Below are 18,142 nucleotides of genomic sequence, written 5' to 3'. Positions count from 1 at the left end.
GTTATAATAATCTCCTCTGGAGGTAACATACAGATCGCCATAGCCATCTTTTTTAATCCGGTGAAGATTGATCGCCACGTCTATCTTTTTGGTTTCCGTAAAAGAAGTCAGATCCACCACGGAAATCTAAAATAAAAGTAAAATATGTCAACTTACGTAGTTGTAGGTCTTCAGTACGGAGATGAAGGGAAAGGAAAAATCACGGATGTTTTATCGGCAAAATCGGATTATGTGGTGCGCTTCCAGGGGGGCGACAACGCAGGTCACACGGTGTATGTGGGTGAAGAGAAATTCGTATTGCACCTTCTTCCGTCGGGAGTTCTTCAGTGCAAAGGGAAGTGCATCATCGCCAACGGCGTGGTGGTAAACCCTAAATCTTTCATTAAGGAGGTGAACCAGATCGAAAGCAAAGGCTTGAGAACGGATCATATTTTCATCAGCAGAAGAGCGCATGTCATCATGCCGTACCATATTCTTCTGGATACCTACCGTGAGGAAGAGCACGGCGGAACGCAGATCGGAACGACCAAAAAAGGGATCGGACCTTGCTACGAAGACAAGATCGCCAGAGTGGGCATCAGAATGATCGACCTTCTGAACCCGGAGATCTTGAGAGACAAAATCGAGAAAAACTTAAAAATCAAAAATTCTCTTTTCGAGAAATATTTCGGGAAACCGACTTTGGACGTTGAAGAAATCTACAACGAATACCTGGAAATCGGAAAACTGCTTCAGGACCGGATCGTGGATACCGAACTGGAACTGAACGAAGCCATCAGAGACGGGAAAAACGTTTTGTTTGAAGGTGCGCAGGCTTTGATGCTTGACATCGACTTCGGAACGTATCCGTACGTAACCTCCTCTTCGCCGTCTACCGGCGGGGTGTGTACCGGAGCCGGAGTACCGCCGACTTCCCTTCAGAACCTGATCGGGGTGGCCAAAGCCTATTGTACAAGAGTAGGAAACGGGCCGTTCCCATCCGAACTGGACAACGAGTTAGGGGAAAGCATCAGACAGATCGGCGGAGAGTTCGGAGCAACGACGGGAAGACCGAGAAGAACCGGTTGGTTAGACCTTGTTTCTCTGAAGCATGCCTGTATGATCAACGGAATCAACAACCTGGTGATTACAAAACTTGACGTTCTTACCGGCATCGAAAACCTGAAAGTGGTTACGCATTACAAAACTGAAGACGGAAAAGTTATTGATTATTTCACTTCTTCTACCGAAAAATTATACAACTACGAGCCGATTTACCAGGATCTGCCGGGATGGAGCGAAGACATCACCAAAGCCAGAAGCTATGACGAACTTCCGGACACCGCCCAGAAATACATCGAGTTTATCGAGAAATATTTAGGAATCAACGTATACCTGGTTTCTGTAGGCCCTGAAAGAAGCCAGAACATCATCAGAAAAGAATTGTTCTAACAAAAGAATTTTAAAATAAAGAGAGAGACTGTCACCGCGATAGTCTCTTTTTTTATTTTCATGGGTTCAGTTTAAGCTTGAAAACCCATAATCACCTTTTTAAGCTTTTTTTCATAACAGCCAATTACCATTACCCATTAACTATTACCTATTAACTATCATCAACTTTTATCCATAGCAGCCAGCAGCTATTAGCCAGCAGCCAGAAGCCATCAGCTATTTGAAGTCGGGAACCTGCTTTCCGCTGTATCTTTTTCGCCTGGCCTGCTGCCCATCCGGAAAAAGGATGCCGCTGCAATCAGGACTAGGGCGTTAGTCATCATCATCGACTGATCCCAAAAGATAGACATTCGTATTCATTACAACTGATCTGTTCAGTTATCAATTTTGTTTTTAAGCAAAATCATCCAGCATCCGGCTTCCCTCTTCCGGCATTTCTTCATCTTCCTATTCGTAACATAGTTAAAATTATTTGATCCTTATACTATTTTAAATAAGTCTGCGTTTTTGATAATATAGTGGCAGATGTTTTGCTTCTAAGTTATTATTTACCGAAGAATGGTAAGGAACTAATAATCTAATTAATGCTTAAATTTTAAAACAATGAAAAACATGCATCAGAATCAGGAAGTCCGTTTCAATGAAATTCTTTTTGAACACCGCAACAAAGAATACGGTGCCTATGTCCTAAGAAATGAATCAGACCGTATCTTAACCAAAGCGCTCTTTGTCGGCGTAAGCTTGCTGGCAGCAGTCTCTATTACCCCAATAATAATGAACGCTTTTAAATCAAATAGTGAAAGTACTATTATTTGCACTTATCCTGGTCCAATAATGTTAGATAATGTTGACACTCCTGAAATTCCAGTTCAGGTAACTCAGGTTCAGCCTACTAAACCAGAAGTCAAGACATATGACAGTTCGGTTCCTACGCCATCCCGTCAAACACCTGATACCAGAACGGAAAAAATTCCGGATGATGCCATAGCTGGTTTATCAAACAATTTTAAAGCAGATCCTGCTCCTCAGAATACATATGTGCCAAGCACCCCGACTATCGGAACAGGACCTGTGATCAATACTGCTCCGCCGGTAGTAATTCCTAAGGAAGATCCGAATAAGATAGCAACTGGAGACGAAATAGGCCAAGAAGCCGGATTTATCGGAGGAATCGATGCCTTCAGAAATAAAGTAATGAATAATTTCGATACTTCAGGTCTCGCTTCTGATGATGTTATGAAAACAATGATTACATTTATTGTTGAAAGAGACGGAAGTATTTCCGCCATCAAAGCCAATGGTTTGGATGCCGATTTTAATAATGAAGCTATCAGAACAATCAAATCTATTAAAGGAAAATGGATTCCGGGAAAAAATAAAAAAGGGGAATCTGTCCGCAGCTATTTCAAGTTTCCGATCTCGATGAAGCTTGATAATTAACATAAAAACAGATCTTATATACTTATCCACAAAGAATTTTTTTTGTGGATAATTTTTTTTATACCTAAATCGCTTATTAACAATATTTTAACTCAAATTTCGTTTTACCTGTTCATTAAGAGCACGGAAAAATGTGTATTTTTGAACCCTAAAGTTCTAACAATGGCAAAAATCATAGGTATCGCTAATCAGAAAGGAGGAGTCGGGAAAACCACAACCGCTGTAAATTTAGCTGCAGCATTAGGGGTATTGGAAAAAAAGATATTAATTATCGATGCTGATCCTCAGGCAAATGCAACGTCAGGTCTGGGGGTGGAAGATGTAAGATATTCTACCTATAATCTTTTGGAGCATAGCGTCGATACGGCAAAATGCATCAAACAGACGGCAACGCCGAACCTGGACATCGTTCCGTCGCATATCGACCTGGTAGCCGCTGAGATCGAACTGGTAGACAAAGAGGAACGGGAATACATGCTGAAGAAAGCACTACAGAGTGTAAGGGACGATTACGATTACATCATTATCGACTGTGCGCCGAGTTTGGGACTGATTACGGTGAATGCCCTGACGGCAGCCGATTCCGTTATTATTCCGATCCAGTGTGAATATTTTGCTCTCGAAGGGCTTGGAAAATTGTTGAACACCATCAAAAACGTTCAGAAAATCCATAATAAGGACCTGGATATCGAAGGGTTGCTGCTTACGATGTACGACAGCCGTCTGAGATTATCCAACCAGGTCGTGGAAGAGGTCAATTCCCACTTCCCGGAAATGGTATTCGAAACCATCATCAGCAGAAACGTAAGGCTGAGCGAGGCACCGAGCTTCGGGGAAAGCATCCTGAACTATGACGCTGAAAGCAAAGGAGCCATCCAGTATATTCAGCTGGCGGAAGAAGTATTATTGAAAAACGAAAAACTAGTAAAGAATTAAAAGCAGCTAGCTAAGCTAAACGCTAAAAAAATATGAAGGATAAAAAAAGAGCGATGGGACGTGGTTTGGGCGCAATTCTCAGTGCCGAATCCAAAGCAGCGATCAACTCTGCAACCGATGAAGGGGCAGATAAGTTCGTAGGGAATATTGTAGAAATTGCATTAGAAGATATTTATCCCAATTCGACCCAGCCAAGAACTTATTTTGACGAAAAAGCATTAAACGAACTTGCACAGTCGATCAAGAATTTAGGCGTAATCCAGCCGGTTACCTTAAGAAAAGACGGTGAGAAGTTTGAGATCATATCCGGGGAAAGACGTTACCGGGCGAGTAAGATCGCAGGCCTGGAATCCATTCCGGCTTATATCCGTCTGGTAAACGATCAAGAGCTTCTGGAAATGGCCCTTGTGGAAAATATCCAGAGGGAAGACCTTGACGCGATTGAAATTGCATTAACGTATCAGCGTTTAATGGAAGAAATCGGCCTTACCCAGGAAAACCTGAGCCACCGCGTAGGCAAGGACAGAAGTACGATTACCAATTCCATCAGGCTGTTGAGGCTGAATCCTGATATCCAGAATGCCATCCGGAGCGGCGAGATTTCCGCAGGGCACGGAAGGGCGATCATCAGCCTGGAAAACGAAGAGCACCAGCAGCTTCTTTTCGAACTGATCATCAAAGAAAAGCTGAATGTACGCCAGGCGGAACAGGCCGCTACAGCTATTAAAAACCCGAAATCTCCGGCCGCCAAAAGGGCAAAGGCAGAGCTTTCCAACAACTATAAAAGAGCGCAGAAGACGATTGCCGATATTCTGGACGTAAAAGTCGAAATCAAAGCCGCTCCAAACGGAAAAAAAGGGAAAATTGTTCTGGATTTCAAAAATGAAGATGAGCTGGAATATATTTTATCCCACATAAAATAAATGAAAAAAATACTGTTCACATTTTTTCTCTGCCTGTTCGCTTTTGCCTGTTCGCAGGTAAATCCCAACGATACGATCCGGGTAGACTACCGTCCTAAAGACAGTATAGGGGTGGAGAGAAACGATACCCAGACCGAAGCGAAAGTCGTTTCGGACCTGGAAAAAGCCAACGGGCCTACACAGAAAACACTGAAGCTCAATCCTACAAAAGCAGGGTTGTATTCTGCTGTTCTTCCCGGGCTTGGGCAGGTGTACAACAAAAAATACTGGAAAGTTCCGATTGTTTTGGGAGCTGTAGGAACGGGAGTTGGGATTGCCGTATGGAATGACAATCAGTACAAAAAATACAGGGAGTATTATATCGCCAAGCTCAATGGAACCCCGAATGAATTCGTAGATTCACACCCTTGGCTTGATAAAACAGCGTTGGGAAATGCGCAGGACAGGTCCAAAAGACAGCGTGATTATGCCATTGCCATCACCGGACTTATTTACATCCTGAATATCGTGGATGCCGTGGTGGATGCGCACTTATATGAATCCCGCCGCGACCCGGATCTTACCCTCAACCCTACAATGGTTCAGGACCAGTACGGAATTGCTCCTCCGAAAACAGGGATCAGTTTAAGTTACAGATTTTAACAAATAATATAAAACTGCTTTAATTACGCTTTTGCTGAGTGGAACGCCTTTGCTTCAACTGTAAGATTAATTCATTGGGATCGGCGAAACTTTTGTTTTGCGAACCAAAAATAGGAAGGAAGATCTTTAAACAAAAAACTTTGCGATCTTTGCAATTAGAATTATAAGCGGAAAAACAAATAAAAATATGAAAATAGCATTGGTTGGATACGGTAAAATGGGTAAAATCATTGATGAAATTGCCACAAAAAGAGGCCATGAAGTCGTAGCCCGGCTGAAAGAAACCCCAACTGCTGAAAACCTGAACAATCCGGATGTCGTTATTGAATTTTCCCTGCCCGAAGTGGCTTATGAAAACATAAAAGCTTGTCTGGAAAATAAAATCCCGGTGATCTGCGGAACAACCGGCTGGCTTGAAAAAAAGTCTGAAATTGAGAGACTGGCTGAAGAAAACGGAACGGCTTTCCTGTACGGGTCCAACTTCAGCTTAGGAGTTAACCTGTTTTTTGCCCTAAATGAAAAGCTGGCGGATCTGATGAAGAATGTAGATGAATACTCCTGCCAGCTGGAAGAAATTCACCACGTTCACAAAAAAGATGCGCCGAGCGGAACGGCAATTTCGATTGCTGAAGGCATCTTCAGGCACAACCCGAAATTTGATGCCTGGAAATTGGAAGAGACACAGGATAATCAATTGGGTATTTTTGCCATCCGTGAAGATGAGGTTCCCGGTACGCACAGCGTCTTTTACAGAAGTGAAGTGGATGAAATCGAAATCAAGCACACCGCCTTCAACAGAAACGGTTTTGCACTGGGAGCCGTGGTTGCTGCGGAATGGATCAAAGATAAAAAGGGAAATTTCGGGATGAAGGATGTTTTGGGGCTTTAATCTGTAACAAAATCCCTAAATTGCAAACTAATTAATAGAGCTGATAAGCATTAAATATTATCTATTGCTTATTATCCATTACTCATATTATAGATTAGGCACAAAAATTTATGAATTATTTTTTAACGTATACAGTTTATGTTCTCATTTTATCAGTACTGATGGGAATTTCCACCTGGAAGCTGTTTAAGAAACTGGGATACAATCCGCTATTCGCTTTTATCCCTTTCTACAATTATTTCCTTATTTTAAAAGAAACGAACCATCCGAAATGGTGGACTGTTTTATCATATCTTCCGATCGTAGGACCGATTATGATGTCTGTTTTCCATTTGTATTTAATGAGCAAATTTGGGAAAACCCTTTTCAAGGACAAGCTTCTTACCGTAATCCTGCCGTTTATTTACATGGCAACGGTAAATTACGGAAAAGATACGGAGCTTGAAGACGAGAATGAAAATGACCTGTTCCTTACAGACGAGGAAAAAAATGCAAAGAAAAAAGATTCGTTCATCGGATCGGTAACCTTTGCCGTCGTTTTTGCGACCATCATCCATGTTTTTGTAACCCAGCCTTTCGGAATCCCGACAGGATCCATGGAAAGGACATTGCTGGTGGGGGATTTTCTTTTCGTAAACAAATGGAGCTACGGATACAGGCTGCCGATGCGTCCTTTGGCAATCCCTTTCTTACAGGGAACCATCACAGATACCGGTGAAAAAGGAAATCCGAAAGATGATCCGAAATCCTACGTTGATGCGGTAAAACTTCCTTACGAAAGGATTTTACAGTTCAGCAAGCCTCAGAAAAATGACGTAGTGGTTTTCAACTATCCTCAGGATTCCGTACATACGGCTACCGACCGGAAAGACCCTTATGTAAAACGATGTGTTGCCGCAGCAGGCGATACATTTGAAATGAGAGCCGGAAGACTTTTTGTAAACGGAAAGCCGGAAACGGTTTTAGGAGACCAGGAAGTTCAGCATGCTTACACGGTAAATACAGGAACACAATTGGATATCCCAGGTATGTACAACACCTACGGATTTCTGCCGGTAAGGGAAATGCAGAATGAAAAAGGTGGATTTACCTACATGTTCCAGGGGCTGACCGATCAGACCGCTAAGGACATCAAAACGTTGCCGAATGTAATAAGTATGGAAGAAAATATCTATCCGAAAGATTCCGCAACGATTTCCTATAAATTAAATGCCGATAAAACAGCATATACCAAAAGTATTGACACGACCCAGTCTATTTTCCCGATCAACAAGCCGTGGAATCAGGATTGGTACGGACCGTTGAAAATTCCTAAAAAAGGCGATGTCGTAACCATCAACCAGGAATCGCTTCCGATGTACCAGTGGATTATCTCGGAATACGAACACAACAGCCTGGAAAACAAAAATGGAAAAATCTTCATCAACGGAAAGGAAACCAACCAATATACGATTCAGCAGGATTATTATATGATGGTGGGAGACAACCGGGATGCCTCATTGGATGCCAGGTTCTTCGGTTTCGTTCCTGAAGAAAATATTGTCGGAAAGCCGATGTTTACCTGGATGAGTTTGCAGGGGGCATTCAAAGATGCGAGCTCGTCCTACCAAGCACCGTTCAAAGTTCGTTGGGACAGGATGTTCAAAGCCACCAATACCGGGGAAGCCAACAAAACTTCGTACTGGTGGATTGCTGCGATGATCCTTATCTTGTTCTTCGGATGGGAATATTTCGTTAAATTATTCAGAAAGAAAAAGACAGGCGACGATTAATAAGTTAAAATAAATATAAATAGAATGAAGTATTTGAAAAAATACTTCATTTTTGCATTATGAATATGAAGAATGTATTATTACCGGTATTTTATTTACCGCCGATTTCATGGTTTTCCGTATTCCTGGATCCTGAAAACGAAATCCTTTTCGAACAGTTTGAAAGCTTTCCCAAGCAGACCTACAGGAACAGGGCCAATATCTATGGAGCCAACGGCAAACTTTCACTGATTATTCCTGTTGCTCATAACGGGAGCCGGGCCTTCAAAGAGATCGAAATTTCTCACCGTGAAGACTGGAGAAGCCTGCATTGGAAATCCATTAAAACCGCTTATCAGAGTTCTCCGTATTTCGAGTTTTATGAAGATAAACTGAGAAAAATATACGATCTGAAAGAAAAATATGTACTGGACTTCAACCTTAAGGCACTCGAAGTAATCCAGCAGATCCTGAAGACTGAAAAGGCATACTCTTTGAATACCGAATATATCAAAATTCCGGAAGAGATCAGTTTCAGGGAAAAATTCTCAGCCAAACATTCCCCGGAATTTGAAATGGATGAATATTATCAGACCTTCTCAGACAAATCAGGATTTTTAGAAGATTTATCAATTCTGGACCTTATCTGTAACAAAGGACCGGAATCCATGACTTATATTAAAAATATTAAACAATCATACTAGCATGAAAAAGGTATTATTAGCCGCTGTCTTTTTAGCGGGATTCGGTTTTTCAAACGCACAGGAAGCAAAATCCGGTGTAGACCCGAAAGAAAATAAAGATCTGATGACATGGTATCATAAAGATTTTGCTGCAACCAAAGTATATGGGGTAAACACGGAAAATGCATATAAATTCCTGGAATCAAAAGGACTTAAGCCTAAGACCGTTGTTGTCGGAGTACTGGACAGCGGCGTACAGGTGGATCATCCGGGATTGGTGAATAATGTGTGGACCAACCCGAATGAAGTTCCTGGGAATGGCAAGGATGACGATGGAAACGGCTATATCGACGATGTTCACGGATGGAATTTCATCGGTGGTAAAAACGGAGACACCGATATCGATAATATGGAAGTAACCCGTGTGGTTGCCAAATACAAACCGGTTTTTGAAGGGGAAGATTCCACAAAAAATAAAGCCAACCAGGCCAAAATGCCGGAAGAATTCGCCATGTATATGAAAGCAAAGGAACTTTTCACAAAGAAAAGCGTTGAAGCAAGACAGAGTTTCCAGATGTATTCTATGATCAGTGATGCAATCCCGACGATGGTTAGATTGCTGAACGGTAAAACCCTAACGCCTGAAAACGTAGCGGCTATAAAGCCGGCAGAGCAGAAAGAAGCAATGGCAGCACAGGTACTGGCGCAGGTTTCACAAAGTCCCGAATTTAAAGGCAAAACACCTGCTGAATTTGAAAAAGCTATCTCCGGCCAGATGAAAGAAGCGCTTGATTATTTCGGGCCTCAGTCAAAACAATATGATCTTGCCTATGATCCGAGAAAAGAAATCGTAGGCGACAACTACGACGATTATTCTCAGAGGAACTATGGAAATAACCATTACGAAGGGCCGGATGCCGAGCACGGAACCCACGTTGCAGGAATCATCGCAGGTCTTCCGAACGGAAAAGAAATTCAGTACGGCGTTGCTTCAAGAGTGGCTAAAATCATGTCCGTAAGAACCGTTCCGAATGGTGACGAAAGAGATAAAGATGTTGCCAATGCCATCCGATATGCGGTAGACAATGGTGCCAAAGTGTTGAACATGAGTTTCGGTAAGCCGGTTTCTCCAGGGAAAAATGTTGTCTGGGATGCTTTTAAATATGCCCAGGACAAAGGCGTACTTTTAGTAAAAGCGGCAGGTAACGAAAATGAAGACGTTGCGGAGCATCTGGCTTATCCTACCAACTTTAAAAATGTCACTGACGAGAAACCATTCGTCAACAATGTTCTGGTTGTAGGAGCAAGCACCAATAACAATGATGCATTGCGGGCAAGCTTCTCCAATTATAATAAGAAAATGGTGAATGTATTTGCTCCGGGTGAAGAGATTTATTCTACAGTTCCTCACAATGAGTATAAATACCTTCAGGGAACTTCAATGGCGTCTCCGGTAGTGGCCGGAGCGGCAGCCGTTCTATTGGCTTACATGCCTGCATTAACACCGGCACAAGTCATTGAATCTTTAGTGAAATCCAGCAATCCAAGCACGGCTAATCAGTTTACGGATTACTCGCAGGCGGGAGGGGTAATAGACCTTGAAAAAGCTGCGGAATATGCTTACAATAATTTTTATAAAGGTAAATCCACTTCTTCAAATAAGGCTGTAAAATCCATAAAAAAGAAGGTTAAAAAATAGTTTATCTTCCTGTTTTTAAAGCAGAACCCTATAAAGTCCGAAATTTTCGGACTTTTTTTATTGCTATTATCTAATATTTGGCACGGTTTTTTGTGATTTTATTCTGACAAAATAATAAACAACAGAATGAAAAAGTTACTATTTGCAGGGATCTTTGGAACAGCGCTTCTTGCGACCTCATGTTCCGGAGTGAAAAATGCACAGACTGCACAGACCCAGAGATCAGAATTCCTTAAAATGAAAGGTGATTGGCAAATCGTCAGCATCGACTACGATAAAAACTATAAAATAAAACCTTTTGATGATGGAGTGGATGCTCAGTGTTTCATAGGAAGCCACTGGAGACTGATTCCTAACAACTGGACAGGTGCCTATACGCTTAACGGCGGCGGAACCTGCGGGACGGGATTCACACAGCCGATTAAACTGAATGTTGTAAGCGGTAATACGTTCGAATTTAAAAAGATTGCTGAAGGGACGAAAGCCAAACAAAATACGGCAGGATATGCTTTGACACTGATCAATCAGTCAACGGATCAGTTTTCACTAGAACAGAACATTCCTTTTAACGGAGAAAATGTAAGAGTTGTTTATAACTTCGAAAGAGCGGGAATGAAATAATTAATTTAAAATAATAAAAAATGAAACTTACAAAAACATATATTGGAGGACTTTTTCTGTCATCAGCGTTATTGCTTACCAGCTGTGAAGCGGTACAGAATTCTAATCACCAGCAAAGAGGTACAGCTGTAGGAGTTGCTTCAGGAGCCGTAATCGGAGGAATCCTTGGAAATAACGTCGGAAGAGGAGGAAACGGAGCAATCGGAGCGGTACTGGGAGGGATCATCGGTGGTGTTGCCGGTAACGTAATCGGTAACAAGATGGATAAACAGGCAAGAGAAATTAAAGAAACATTGCCTGGTGCTGAAGTGGAAAGAGTAGGAGACGGAATTAAAATTACATTGAATGAAAGCATTGTGAATTTTGATTTCGACTCATCTGCACTGACGGGTACTGCAAAAACAAACCTTGATAAACTGGCTCAGGTATTAACCAATAATCCTGATACCAATATCAATATCTACGGACATACGGACAGCAAAGGTTCAGATTCTTACAACATGAGCCTATCTGAAAGAAGAGCCAATGCAGTAAAAGCCTATTTATCCGGTAAAGGAATTGCTTCAAGCCGATTGTTTGCTAAAGGTGAAGGAGAGGCAATGCCTGTAGCTTCCAATGATACTGAAGCAGGAAGAGCTAAAAACAGAAGAGTTGAGTTTGCCATTACAGCCAACGAAAAAATGATCCAGGACGCTCAGCAGGGACAGTAATAATTAAAATATAAATATTTTCTTCAATAACCGCTTTTGCGGTTATTTTTGTATTTTTATCTGGATAAATTAGAAAATCATTATTTTTGCATTTCAAACAACATAAATGAAGAAATATGTAAAACTGCTCCGTGTTGAGCAATGGGTAAAAAACCTGTTTGTCTTTGTTCCTCTCTTTTTTTCAGGTAATATAAAAAACCTTGATTTACTTACCAAAAGCATTTTTGCTTTTATCATTTTTTCATTGGCAGCCAGTATGGTTTATATCCTGAACGATTACAACGATATCGAGGCGGATAAGAAACATCCCGAAAAAAGGAGGCGCCCACTTGCAAGCGGAGCTGTTTCAAAACCTCAGGCCATAGGAATTTTTATAGGTCTTATCATTGCTGATATTGCCCTTGTGTTTATTGCCCAGTCCTATTTTCAGGAAAGCTTATGGAAATTTGCGATCATTGTCGGCTTTTATTTTGTGATGAACCTGGCATATACTTTTAAATTAAAGCATGTTCCTATCATTGATATTTCTATCATCGCCGTAGGCTTTGTGCTGCGGGTACTGGCCGGAGGATATATCACCGGGATCAGCATTTCCCATTGGGCGATTTTACTGACTTTTGTTTTAGCCCTGGTTTTAGCAATAGGCAAAAGGCGGGGAGAGTTGATCAATGCACAGGTTTCAGGAAAGACGAGAAGGGCCCTGGATGGCTATAATGTACAATTTGCAGATATTACTCTTTCCATCTCGGTTACATTAGCGATTGTCTGTTATCTGATGTTTACCTTATCACCGGAAGTTCAGGCAAAATTCCACTCACGGGTTTTCTATACCGTAATCTTTGTGGTCTTTGCTTTCTTACGGTATTTACAGCAGACCTTAGTATACAACAGAACGGAGTCTCCTACCAAAATTGTGTATCGGGACCGTTACATCCAGATTACCTTACTGCTATGGGTTGCTGCATTTTTAATCCAAATCTACTTTAAAAAATGAAGCCGAATTTTACACAGAAAGTTACCAACTGGGGCAATTATCCCGTGGTAGAAAAAGAAATAAGGTCTGATGACAGCTTCAGAAAAATAAAAGAATTTGTCCTCAATAACAATGAAGTGATCGCCAGAGGAAACGGAAGATGCTATGGAGATTCTTCATTGGGTGAACATATATTTTCTACGAAAAAATTAAATAAATTCATCAGTTTTGACCGCCTGAACGGGATCATCGAATGCGAGTCGGGAGTTTTGCTTTCCGATGTCCTGGAAATATCTGTTCCCCAAGGGTACTTCCTTTACGTAACGCCGGGAACGAAATTCGTTTCCATAGGCGGTGCCATTGCTTCGGATGTTCACGGTAAAAACCACCATGCAGAAGGATGTTTCTCGGAATATGTGATTGAGTTTAAACTGATGATCGAAAACGGTGATGTCATTAACTGCTCAAGAGAGGAAAATGCTGATAAGTTCTGGGCTACCATAGGTGGTATGGGACTTACGGGAATTATCCTTACTGCAAAATTCAAATTGAAAAATATAGAGTCGGCCTATATCCGCCAAGAAAGTATCAAGGCCGAAAACCTGGATGAGATTTTTACGCTTTTTGAAGAAAGTGAAAACTGGACCTATACCGTTGCCTGGATTGATTGTCTCCAGAAAGGTAAGAATACAGGAAGAAGCATTCTGATGAGAGGTGAGCATGCTTTTCAGCACGAACTGCCCCAAAATCTTAAAGAAAAGCCACTGCGGCTGAAAAAGAAATTTGAGCCGACGGTCCCGTTTTATTTCCCGGGATTCGTTCTTAATGCTTTAACGGTGAAGATTTTTAACTTTCTTTATTATAAAAAACAGGCTAAAAAGGAGGCAAAAAGCTTTATTGATTATGAAACCTTCTTCTATCCTTTGGATTTTGTGCATGACTGGAATAAAATTTACGGAAAATCCGGTTTTATCCAGTACCAGATGATGATCCCAAAAGAATCCGGGAAGGAAGGAATGAAGAAGATACTGGAGACCATCGCCAACAGCGGAAACGGATCTTTCCTGGCCGTACTGAAGCTTTATGGCAAAGAAAACCCGCAGGCTTACAATTCATTCCCTTTTGAAGGTTATTCCCTTGCGCTGGATTTCAAGGTGAATTCAAAACTTAAAAAGCTGATCGATCAGCTGGATGATATTGTAGAGCAATACAACGGGAAGATTTACCTTACTAAAGACAGCATGAGCCGGTCGTCCCTTACCAATTACCTCAAAAATGTGCAAAGCTCAAAATTCGTGTCTTTGCAGCATAAAAGAATTTTAAATAATATTTAGCACGAATGATCGTTTTAGGAAGTACATCGGAAGTAGCACAGGCTTTTGTAGAAAAAGCTTTACAGGAAGGGGAGAAGTTTGAAAGGATTTATCTTTTCACCTCCAACAGGGAAACAACCGAAAGATTTGCCAGGCATATTGATGTGAAATTTCTTCAGCAGTCGGAAATTATCGAGCTGGATCTGATGAAGGAGATCGATTATAGCCGTTTTGAACAGATCAATTCGGGACTGCTGTTCTGCGCTACAGGTTACCTTGGAGAAGGTACGGAAGAAGGCTTGTATGATAATAAAAATACGGAACGGATTATTGACGTCAATTATGCAAAGCTGGTTCCTGTCATTAATTATTTCGCCCATAAATTTGAGAGCAGAAGATCAGGAACCATCATTGGATTGTCTTCTGTGGCAGGAGACCGGGGACGGCAGAGCAATTTCATTTACGGAAGTGCCAAAGCAGCATTTACTGCTTATTTAAGCGGATTAAGAAACTATCTTTTCGATAAAAAAGTCCACGTCATTACCATTAAGCCGGGGTTTATGGCTACGAAGATGACCGAAGGGCTTCCTTTGAATCCAAGGCTGACGGCAACGCCGAAGCGGGCAGCGGAATGTATCTTCAAAGCCTATAAAAAACAGAAGAATGTGGCTTATGTATTACCGATCTGGGGAATCATTATGATGATTATCAGGAATATTCCTGAATTTATATTTAAAAAATTAAAGCTTTAAGAATATATTCTACTTCGATAGAAACTTCACATCAATTTTTTATTGTCTGAATTAAATGCATATTTGACTGAATGCATTAAAAGATAAAATATACCTGAAGCCTTTCCGTTTACAAGAGGATCGACCCATTTAAAAAAATAAGATAAATTACCAATGAAAAAACTGTATTGTTTTGATTTTGACGGAACCCTGACCTATAAGGATACTATGTTCATGTATCTGAAATTTTATGATCCTACCAAATTCAGGCTGCAGTTTTTGAAGCATGTTCCGCTTTTTGTCTTATTGAAATTGAGGCTGGCAGAAACTGAAAAAGTTAAGAAAAGCTTCATCGGCTCTATTCTGAAAGGGCAGACCCAGGAAAAAATCGAAAAAAAATCCAGGCAGTTTTTTGAAGTACATTATCCTAAAATTGTAAGGGAAAATGCATTGGATTTTATTAAAAATATAGACCGCGAAAACACGCAGAGCTTATTGGTAACAGCATCGCTCGACATCTGGGCCAGGCCTTTTGCTGAAGCTTTTAGTATGAAGCTGCTGGCTACACAGGCTGAATTTAAAAACGGTGTTTTCACGGGAAATTTCATCGGAAAAAACTGCAACGGCAATGAAAAATTAGCCCGTATACAAACGGAAATTAAGGGTAAAAAATATGATAAGATCATCGCTTTCGGTGATACTTCAGGAGATAAGCCGATGTTAAAGTGGGCAAATGAGGGACATTATCAATTTTTTCACTAATTTTGAACCGTAAAAATGGATAAATGGCAAAACTGCTTTTTTTGTGTTTTGCAGCCCTAATGAGTTGCACAGGTACAGGTAAGCCCTCTCAAAATTCATCATATCTGCATTCAGGAACAGAAATCATTGTTTCCGAATCCCAGGGCGGTGCGGATAACGCAGGATTTGTTATTCTTAAAAACGAGGCAGAATACCGAAAAGTATTGAAGGGCAACTCTTCCCAGCTGGTGGTTGAAGGAAGTGAGCCTTCTCCTTCGAAAGTAATTGAGTTCCCTGCAGATAAAAAAGTTGTGCTTTATAATCTGGGAACGTTCAGATCCGGCGATCACAGAATTACTCAGATCAAAAATCTTTCTGTAAAAAATAATGTGTTGTATGTTGAAGTTCCTTACGTGGAACGGGGCGGTATGGAAATTCAGGTAGTTTCTAATCCTTATGTAGTTTTTACCGTTCCTTTACATTATAATTTCGCTTCCGTAGAATTAAAATTTTCAAAATAAAAATGAATAAAATATACCTTGATAACGCTGCTACGACACCGCTTTCAGAAGAAGTAATCGATGCGATGGTGGGTACCATGAAAATGAATTTCGGAAATCCGTCATCTACCCACAGTTTTGGGCAGGAAGCAAAAATCCTGATCGAAAACGTAAGAAGGCAGGTCGCAGATTATCTTCATGTAACGCCGGCTGAAATTATTTTCACCTCCTGCGGAACGGAATCCAACAACATGATTATCAAGTCTGCTGTTGAGCATTTGGGTGTTGAAAGAATTATCAGTTCGCCTATGGAACATAAATGTGTTTCGGAAAGCATTCTGGACATGAAGACCAGAAAAGGAGTAGAGGTAAACTACATTCGTCCGAATGAAAAAGGGGATATCGATCTTCAGAAACTGGAAGAACTCTTAAAAGCATCGGATAAAAAGACATTGGTCAGCCTTATGCATGCCAATAATGAAATCGGAAATCTTATCGATATTAAAAAAGTAGCTGAACTGTGTAAAACATACCAGGCCCTTTTTCATTCCGATACGGTACAGACGATGGCGCATATGAAACTGGATTTCTCCGATATTCAGGTGGATTTCGCATCATGCAGTGCGCATAAATTTCACGGTCCGAAAGGCATAGGTTTCGCCTTTATCAGAAAATCAAGCGGTTTAAAAGGAATTATCACTGGTGGCCCTCAGGAAAGAAGTCTCAGAGCGGGTACGGAAAATGTTGCCGGAATTGTAGGTTTGGGAAAAGCTTTGGAAATTTCTTTAAACCATCTGGAAGAGTACGCTGCCCATATGCAGGAGATTAAAAAATACGCTAAAGAAAGGCTTACGGAAGAAATTCCGGGCATCAAATTCAACGGAAGAAGTGCTGAACAGGAAAACAGCCTTTATACGGTTTTAAGTGCTCTGCTGCCTTATAAAAACCCATTGATCGGCCTGCAGCTGGATATGAAAGGGATAGCAATCTCCCAGGGGAGTGCCTGCTCATCGGGAGCATCAAAGCCTTCTATGGTCATGATGATGGTTTTATCCGAAGATGAAATGGATCACTGTACACCGCTTCGTATCTCTTTCAGTCATTTAACTACGAAAGAAGATATTGATGCTTTGGCAGCTGCTTTGCATGAGATTTCAAGAGATTTCGTTATAGAAAATACAAATGTTGAGCATAGATAGTCTTATCACTCAAAAAGCGTAATTTTGACTATCCGATTAAGGAATCAATTAGAAGAATATTAATTTAAATAAAAAAATAAAATGGCTTTAGAAATTACAGACAGCTCATTTCAGGAAACGGTTTTAAAATCAGATAAGCCGGTATTGGTAGATTTTTGGGCAGTATGGTGCGGACCGTGCAGAACATTGGGACCAATCATCGAAGAGGTAGCTACAGACTTTGAAGGAAAAGCAGTAGTTGGGAAAGTAGATGTAGACAACAACCAGGAAATTTCTATGCAGTATGGTATCAGAAATATCCCTACAGTTCTTATTTTTAAGAATGGTGAGGTGGTGGATAAACTGGTAGGAGTAGCTCCAAAAGAAGTGATCGCTGAGAAATTAAGCGCCCACTTGTAAAAATAATAATTTTGATAATGAAGGCTTTCCGGAAACGGAAGGCTTTTTTTTTGAAATAAATTTGCGGGTAACGAAAAAAGTTGTACTTTTGCCATCACAAAAAAGAAATAAAGTTCTTTAAAAACAAGATAAATTTTAATCCGGTAGTTCAGCTATCTAGAATGGCATTCCTGTCATCTCGTCCTAAAGACGGGACGGGTTCAGACTCCGGAGTATAGAAGTTTTTTCAATTTCTTTAGAAAATTGATCCGGTAGTTCAGCTGGTTAGAATGCCGCCCTGTCACGGCGGAGGTCGCGGGTTCGAGTCCCGTCCGGATCGCAGAAGTTTTCTCAATTTACTTTAAAAAAATTGATCCGGTAGTTCAGCTGGTTAGAATGCCGCCCTGTCACGGCGGAGGTCGCGGGTTCGAGTCCCGTCCGGATCGCAATCCTGTAAAATGATTTACAGGATTTTTTTGTTTATGTACTTTGTCTATATTTTATATTCTGCAAGCCGGGACGTATATTATAAAGGCTTTTCAGAAAATGTTGAAAAACGTTTGCTGCATCATCTTGAATCCA

The 18,142-nt window shown here is 41.0% G+C and carries 19 protein-coding genes, 2 tRNA genes and 1 pseudogene; 21 read left to right on the top strand and 1 reads right to left on the bottom strand.

The window, feature by feature from the left end:
- Positions 1-126: pseudogene (locus tag FY557_RS20330) on the bottom strand (YncE family protein); the annotation flags it as partial.
- A gap of 18 nt (positions 127-144) precedes the next feature.
- On the opposite strand from FY557_RS20330, the gene FY557_RS08825 reads away from it, so the two are divergent.
- The 21 genes from FY557_RS08825 to FY557_RS20615 all read left to right on the top strand — a co-directional run.
- A complete protein-coding gene (locus tag FY557_RS08825) occupies positions 145-1,431 on the top strand; it encodes an adenylosuccinate synthase (protein ID WP_149246887.1) in 1,287 nt (428 codons plus the stop codon).
- Positions 1,432-2,034: 603 nt separating this feature from the next.
- Positions 2,035-2,871, top strand: a complete 837-nt coding sequence (locus tag FY557_RS08820) for an energy transducer TonB (protein WP_149246886.1) — start codon at positions 2,035-2,037, stop codon at positions 2,869-2,871.
- Between the two features lie 162 nt (positions 2,872-3,033).
- A complete protein-coding gene (locus tag FY557_RS08815; protein WP_087712453.1) occupies positions 3,034-3,807 on the top strand; it encodes a ParA family protein in 774 nt (257 codons plus the stop codon).
- Positions 3,808-3,839: 32 nt separating this feature from the next.
- A complete protein-coding gene (locus tag FY557_RS08810; protein ID WP_149246885.1) occupies positions 3,840-4,730 on the top strand; it encodes a ParB/RepB/Spo0J family partition protein in 891 nt (296 codons plus the stop codon).
- Positions 4,731-5,372 carry a DUF5683 domain-containing protein gene (locus tag FY557_RS08805; protein ID WP_149246884.1) on the top strand — a complete coding sequence of 214 codons (642 nt, stop codon included), beginning with the start codon at positions 4,731-4,733 and terminating at the stop codon, positions 5,370-5,372.
- 187 nt (positions 5,373-5,559) lie between these two features.
- Positions 5,560-6,261, top strand: a complete 702-nt coding sequence (gene dapB / locus FY557_RS08800; RefSeq protein WP_149246883.1) for a 4-hydroxy-tetrahydrodipicolinate reductase — start codon at positions 5,560-5,562, stop codon at positions 6,259-6,261.
- A gap of 110 nt (positions 6,262-6,371) precedes the next feature.
- Entirely contained in the window at positions 6,372-8,033 is a 1,662-nt protein-coding gene (gene lepB, locus FY557_RS08795; RefSeq protein WP_149246882.1) for a signal peptidase I, read from the top strand.
- Between the two features lie 59 nt (positions 8,034-8,092).
- On the top strand, positions 8,093-8,716 hold the full coding sequence (locus FY557_RS08790) for a WbqC family protein (protein WP_410495834.1): 624 nt from the start codon (positions 8,093-8,095) through the stop codon (positions 8,714-8,716).
- Between the two features lies 1 nt (position 8,717).
- On the top strand, positions 8,718-10,394 hold the full coding sequence (locus tag FY557_RS08785) for a S8 family serine peptidase (RefSeq protein WP_149246880.1): 1,677 nt from the start codon (positions 8,718-8,720) through the stop codon (positions 10,392-10,394).
- A gap of 126 nt (positions 10,395-10,520) precedes the next feature.
- Positions 10,521-11,015: a lipocalin family protein gene (locus FY557_RS08780; protein WP_149246879.1), complete on the top strand. Its 495-nt coding sequence runs from the start codon at positions 10,521-10,523 to the stop codon at positions 11,013-11,015.
- Positions 11,016-11,035: 20 nt separating this feature from the next.
- Entirely contained in the window at positions 11,036-11,725 is a 690-nt protein-coding gene (locus tag FY557_RS08775) for an OmpA family protein (protein WP_149246878.1), read from the top strand.
- Between the two features lie 106 nt (positions 11,726-11,831).
- Positions 11,832-12,719, top strand: a complete 888-nt coding sequence (locus tag FY557_RS08770) for a decaprenyl-phosphate phosphoribosyltransferase (protein ID WP_149246877.1) — start codon at positions 11,832-11,834, stop codon at positions 12,717-12,719.
- Positions 12,716-14,032 (top strand): FAD-binding oxidoreductase, encoded by a 1,317-nt coding sequence (locus tag FY557_RS08765; protein ID WP_149246876.1) that lies wholly within the window; start codon positions 12,716-12,718, stop codon positions 14,030-14,032. Before FY557_RS08770 ends, FY557_RS08765 begins: the two co-directional genes overlap by 4 nt.
- 5 nt (positions 14,033-14,037) lie before the next feature.
- A complete protein-coding gene (locus FY557_RS08760; RefSeq protein WP_149246875.1) occupies positions 14,038-14,763 on the top strand; it encodes an SDR family NAD(P)-dependent oxidoreductase in 726 nt (241 codons plus the stop codon).
- A 153-nt stretch (positions 14,764-14,916) separates the two neighbouring features.
- The gene (locus tag FY557_RS08755; RefSeq protein ID WP_149246874.1) at positions 14,917-15,504 is read left to right on the top strand and encodes an HAD family hydrolase; all 588 of its coding nucleotides are present in this window, start codon (positions 14,917-14,919) and stop codon (positions 15,502-15,504) included.
- Between the two features lie 23 nt (positions 15,505-15,527).
- Complete coding sequence (locus FY557_RS08750; protein ID WP_149246873.1) at positions 15,528-16,004, top strand: hypothetical protein; 477 nt, start codon at positions 15,528-15,530, stop codon at positions 16,002-16,004.
- 2 nt (positions 16,005-16,006) lie between these two features.
- A complete protein-coding gene (locus tag FY557_RS08745; protein WP_149246872.1) occupies positions 16,007-17,182 on the top strand; it encodes a cysteine desulfurase family protein in 1,176 nt (391 codons plus the stop codon).
- A gap of 81 nt (positions 17,183-17,263) precedes the next feature.
- Complete coding sequence (trxA, locus tag FY557_RS08740; protein WP_027379107.1) at positions 17,264-17,581, top strand: thioredoxin; 318 nt, start codon at positions 17,264-17,266, stop codon at positions 17,579-17,581.
- Between the two features lie 245 nt (positions 17,582-17,826).
- Positions 17,827-17,900: transfer RNA gene (locus FY557_RS08735), tRNA-Asp, on the top strand.
- 32 nt (positions 17,901-17,932) lie between these two features.
- A tRNA-Asp gene (locus tag FY557_RS08730) sits at positions 17,933-18,006 on the top strand.
- 12 nt (positions 18,007-18,018) lie between these two features.
- Positions 18,019-18,142 (top strand): GIY-YIG nuclease family protein (locus tag FY557_RS20615; RefSeq protein WP_410495837.1); only part of this gene is annotated, 124 nt, incomplete at its 3' end.

It is taken from the genome of Chryseobacterium sp. SN22, from assembly GCF_008329705.1.
Classification (GTDB): Bacteria; Bacteroidota; Bacteroidia; order Flavobacteriales; family Weeksellaceae; genus Chryseobacterium.
This window is presented reverse-complemented; position numbering and strand designations above follow the sequence as displayed.

Bases quoted from the DNA above. Each gene is read 5' to 3' on its own strand.
- FY557_RS08825 (WP_149246887.1), top strand. From the start codon at position 145: ATGTCAACTTACGTAGTTGTAGGTCTTCAGTACGGAGATGAAGGGAAA.
- FY557_RS08820 (WP_149246886.1), top strand. From the start codon at position 2,035: ATGAAAAACATGCATCAGAATCAGGAAGTCCGTTTCAATGAAATTCTT.
- FY557_RS08815 (WP_087712453.1), top strand. From the start codon at position 3,034: ATGGCAAAAATCATAGGTATCGCTAATCAGAAAGGAGGAGTCGGGAAA.
- FY557_RS08810 (WP_149246885.1), top strand. From the start codon at position 3,840: ATGAAGGATAAAAAAAGAGCGATGGGACGTGGTTTGGGCGCAATTCTC.
- FY557_RS08805 (WP_149246884.1), top strand. From the start codon at position 4,731: ATGAAAAAAATACTGTTCACATTTTTTCTCTGCCTGTTCGCTTTTGCC.
- dapB (WP_149246883.1), top strand. From the start codon at position 5,560: ATGAAAATAGCATTGGTTGGATACGGTAAAATGGGTAAAATCATTGAT.
- lepB (WP_149246882.1), top strand. From the start codon at position 6,372: ATGAATTATTTTTTAACGTATACAGTTTATGTTCTCATTTTATCAGTA.
- FY557_RS08790 (WP_410495834.1), top strand. From the start codon at position 8,093: ATGAATATGAAGAATGTATTATTACCGGTATTTTATTTACCGCCGATT.
- FY557_RS08785 (WP_149246880.1), top strand. From the start codon at position 8,718: ATGAAAAAGGTATTATTAGCCGCTGTCTTTTTAGCGGGATTCGGTTTT.
- FY557_RS08780 (WP_149246879.1), top strand. From the start codon at position 10,521: ATGAAAAAGTTACTATTTGCAGGGATCTTTGGAACAGCGCTTCTTGCG.
- FY557_RS08775 (WP_149246878.1), top strand. From the start codon at position 11,036: ATGAAACTTACAAAAACATATATTGGAGGACTTTTTCTGTCATCAGCG.
- FY557_RS08770 (WP_149246877.1), top strand. From the start codon at position 11,832: ATGAAGAAATATGTAAAACTGCTCCGTGTTGAGCAATGGGTAAAAAAC.
- FY557_RS08765 (WP_149246876.1), top strand. From the start codon at position 12,716: ATGAAGCCGAATTTTACACAGAAAGTTACCAACTGGGGCAATTATCCC.
- FY557_RS08760 (WP_149246875.1), top strand. From the start codon at position 14,038: ATGATCGTTTTAGGAAGTACATCGGAAGTAGCACAGGCTTTTGTAGAA.
- FY557_RS08755 (WP_149246874.1), top strand. From the start codon at position 14,917: ATGAAAAAACTGTATTGTTTTGATTTTGACGGAACCCTGACCTATAAG.
- FY557_RS08750 (WP_149246873.1), top strand. From the start codon at position 15,528: ATGGCAAAACTGCTTTTTTTGTGTTTTGCAGCCCTAATGAGTTGCACA.
- FY557_RS08745 (WP_149246872.1), top strand. From the start codon at position 16,007: ATGAATAAAATATACCTTGATAACGCTGCTACGACACCGCTTTCAGAA.
- trxA (WP_027379107.1), top strand. From the start codon at position 17,264: ATGGCTTTAGAAATTACAGACAGCTCATTTCAGGAAACGGTTTTAAAA.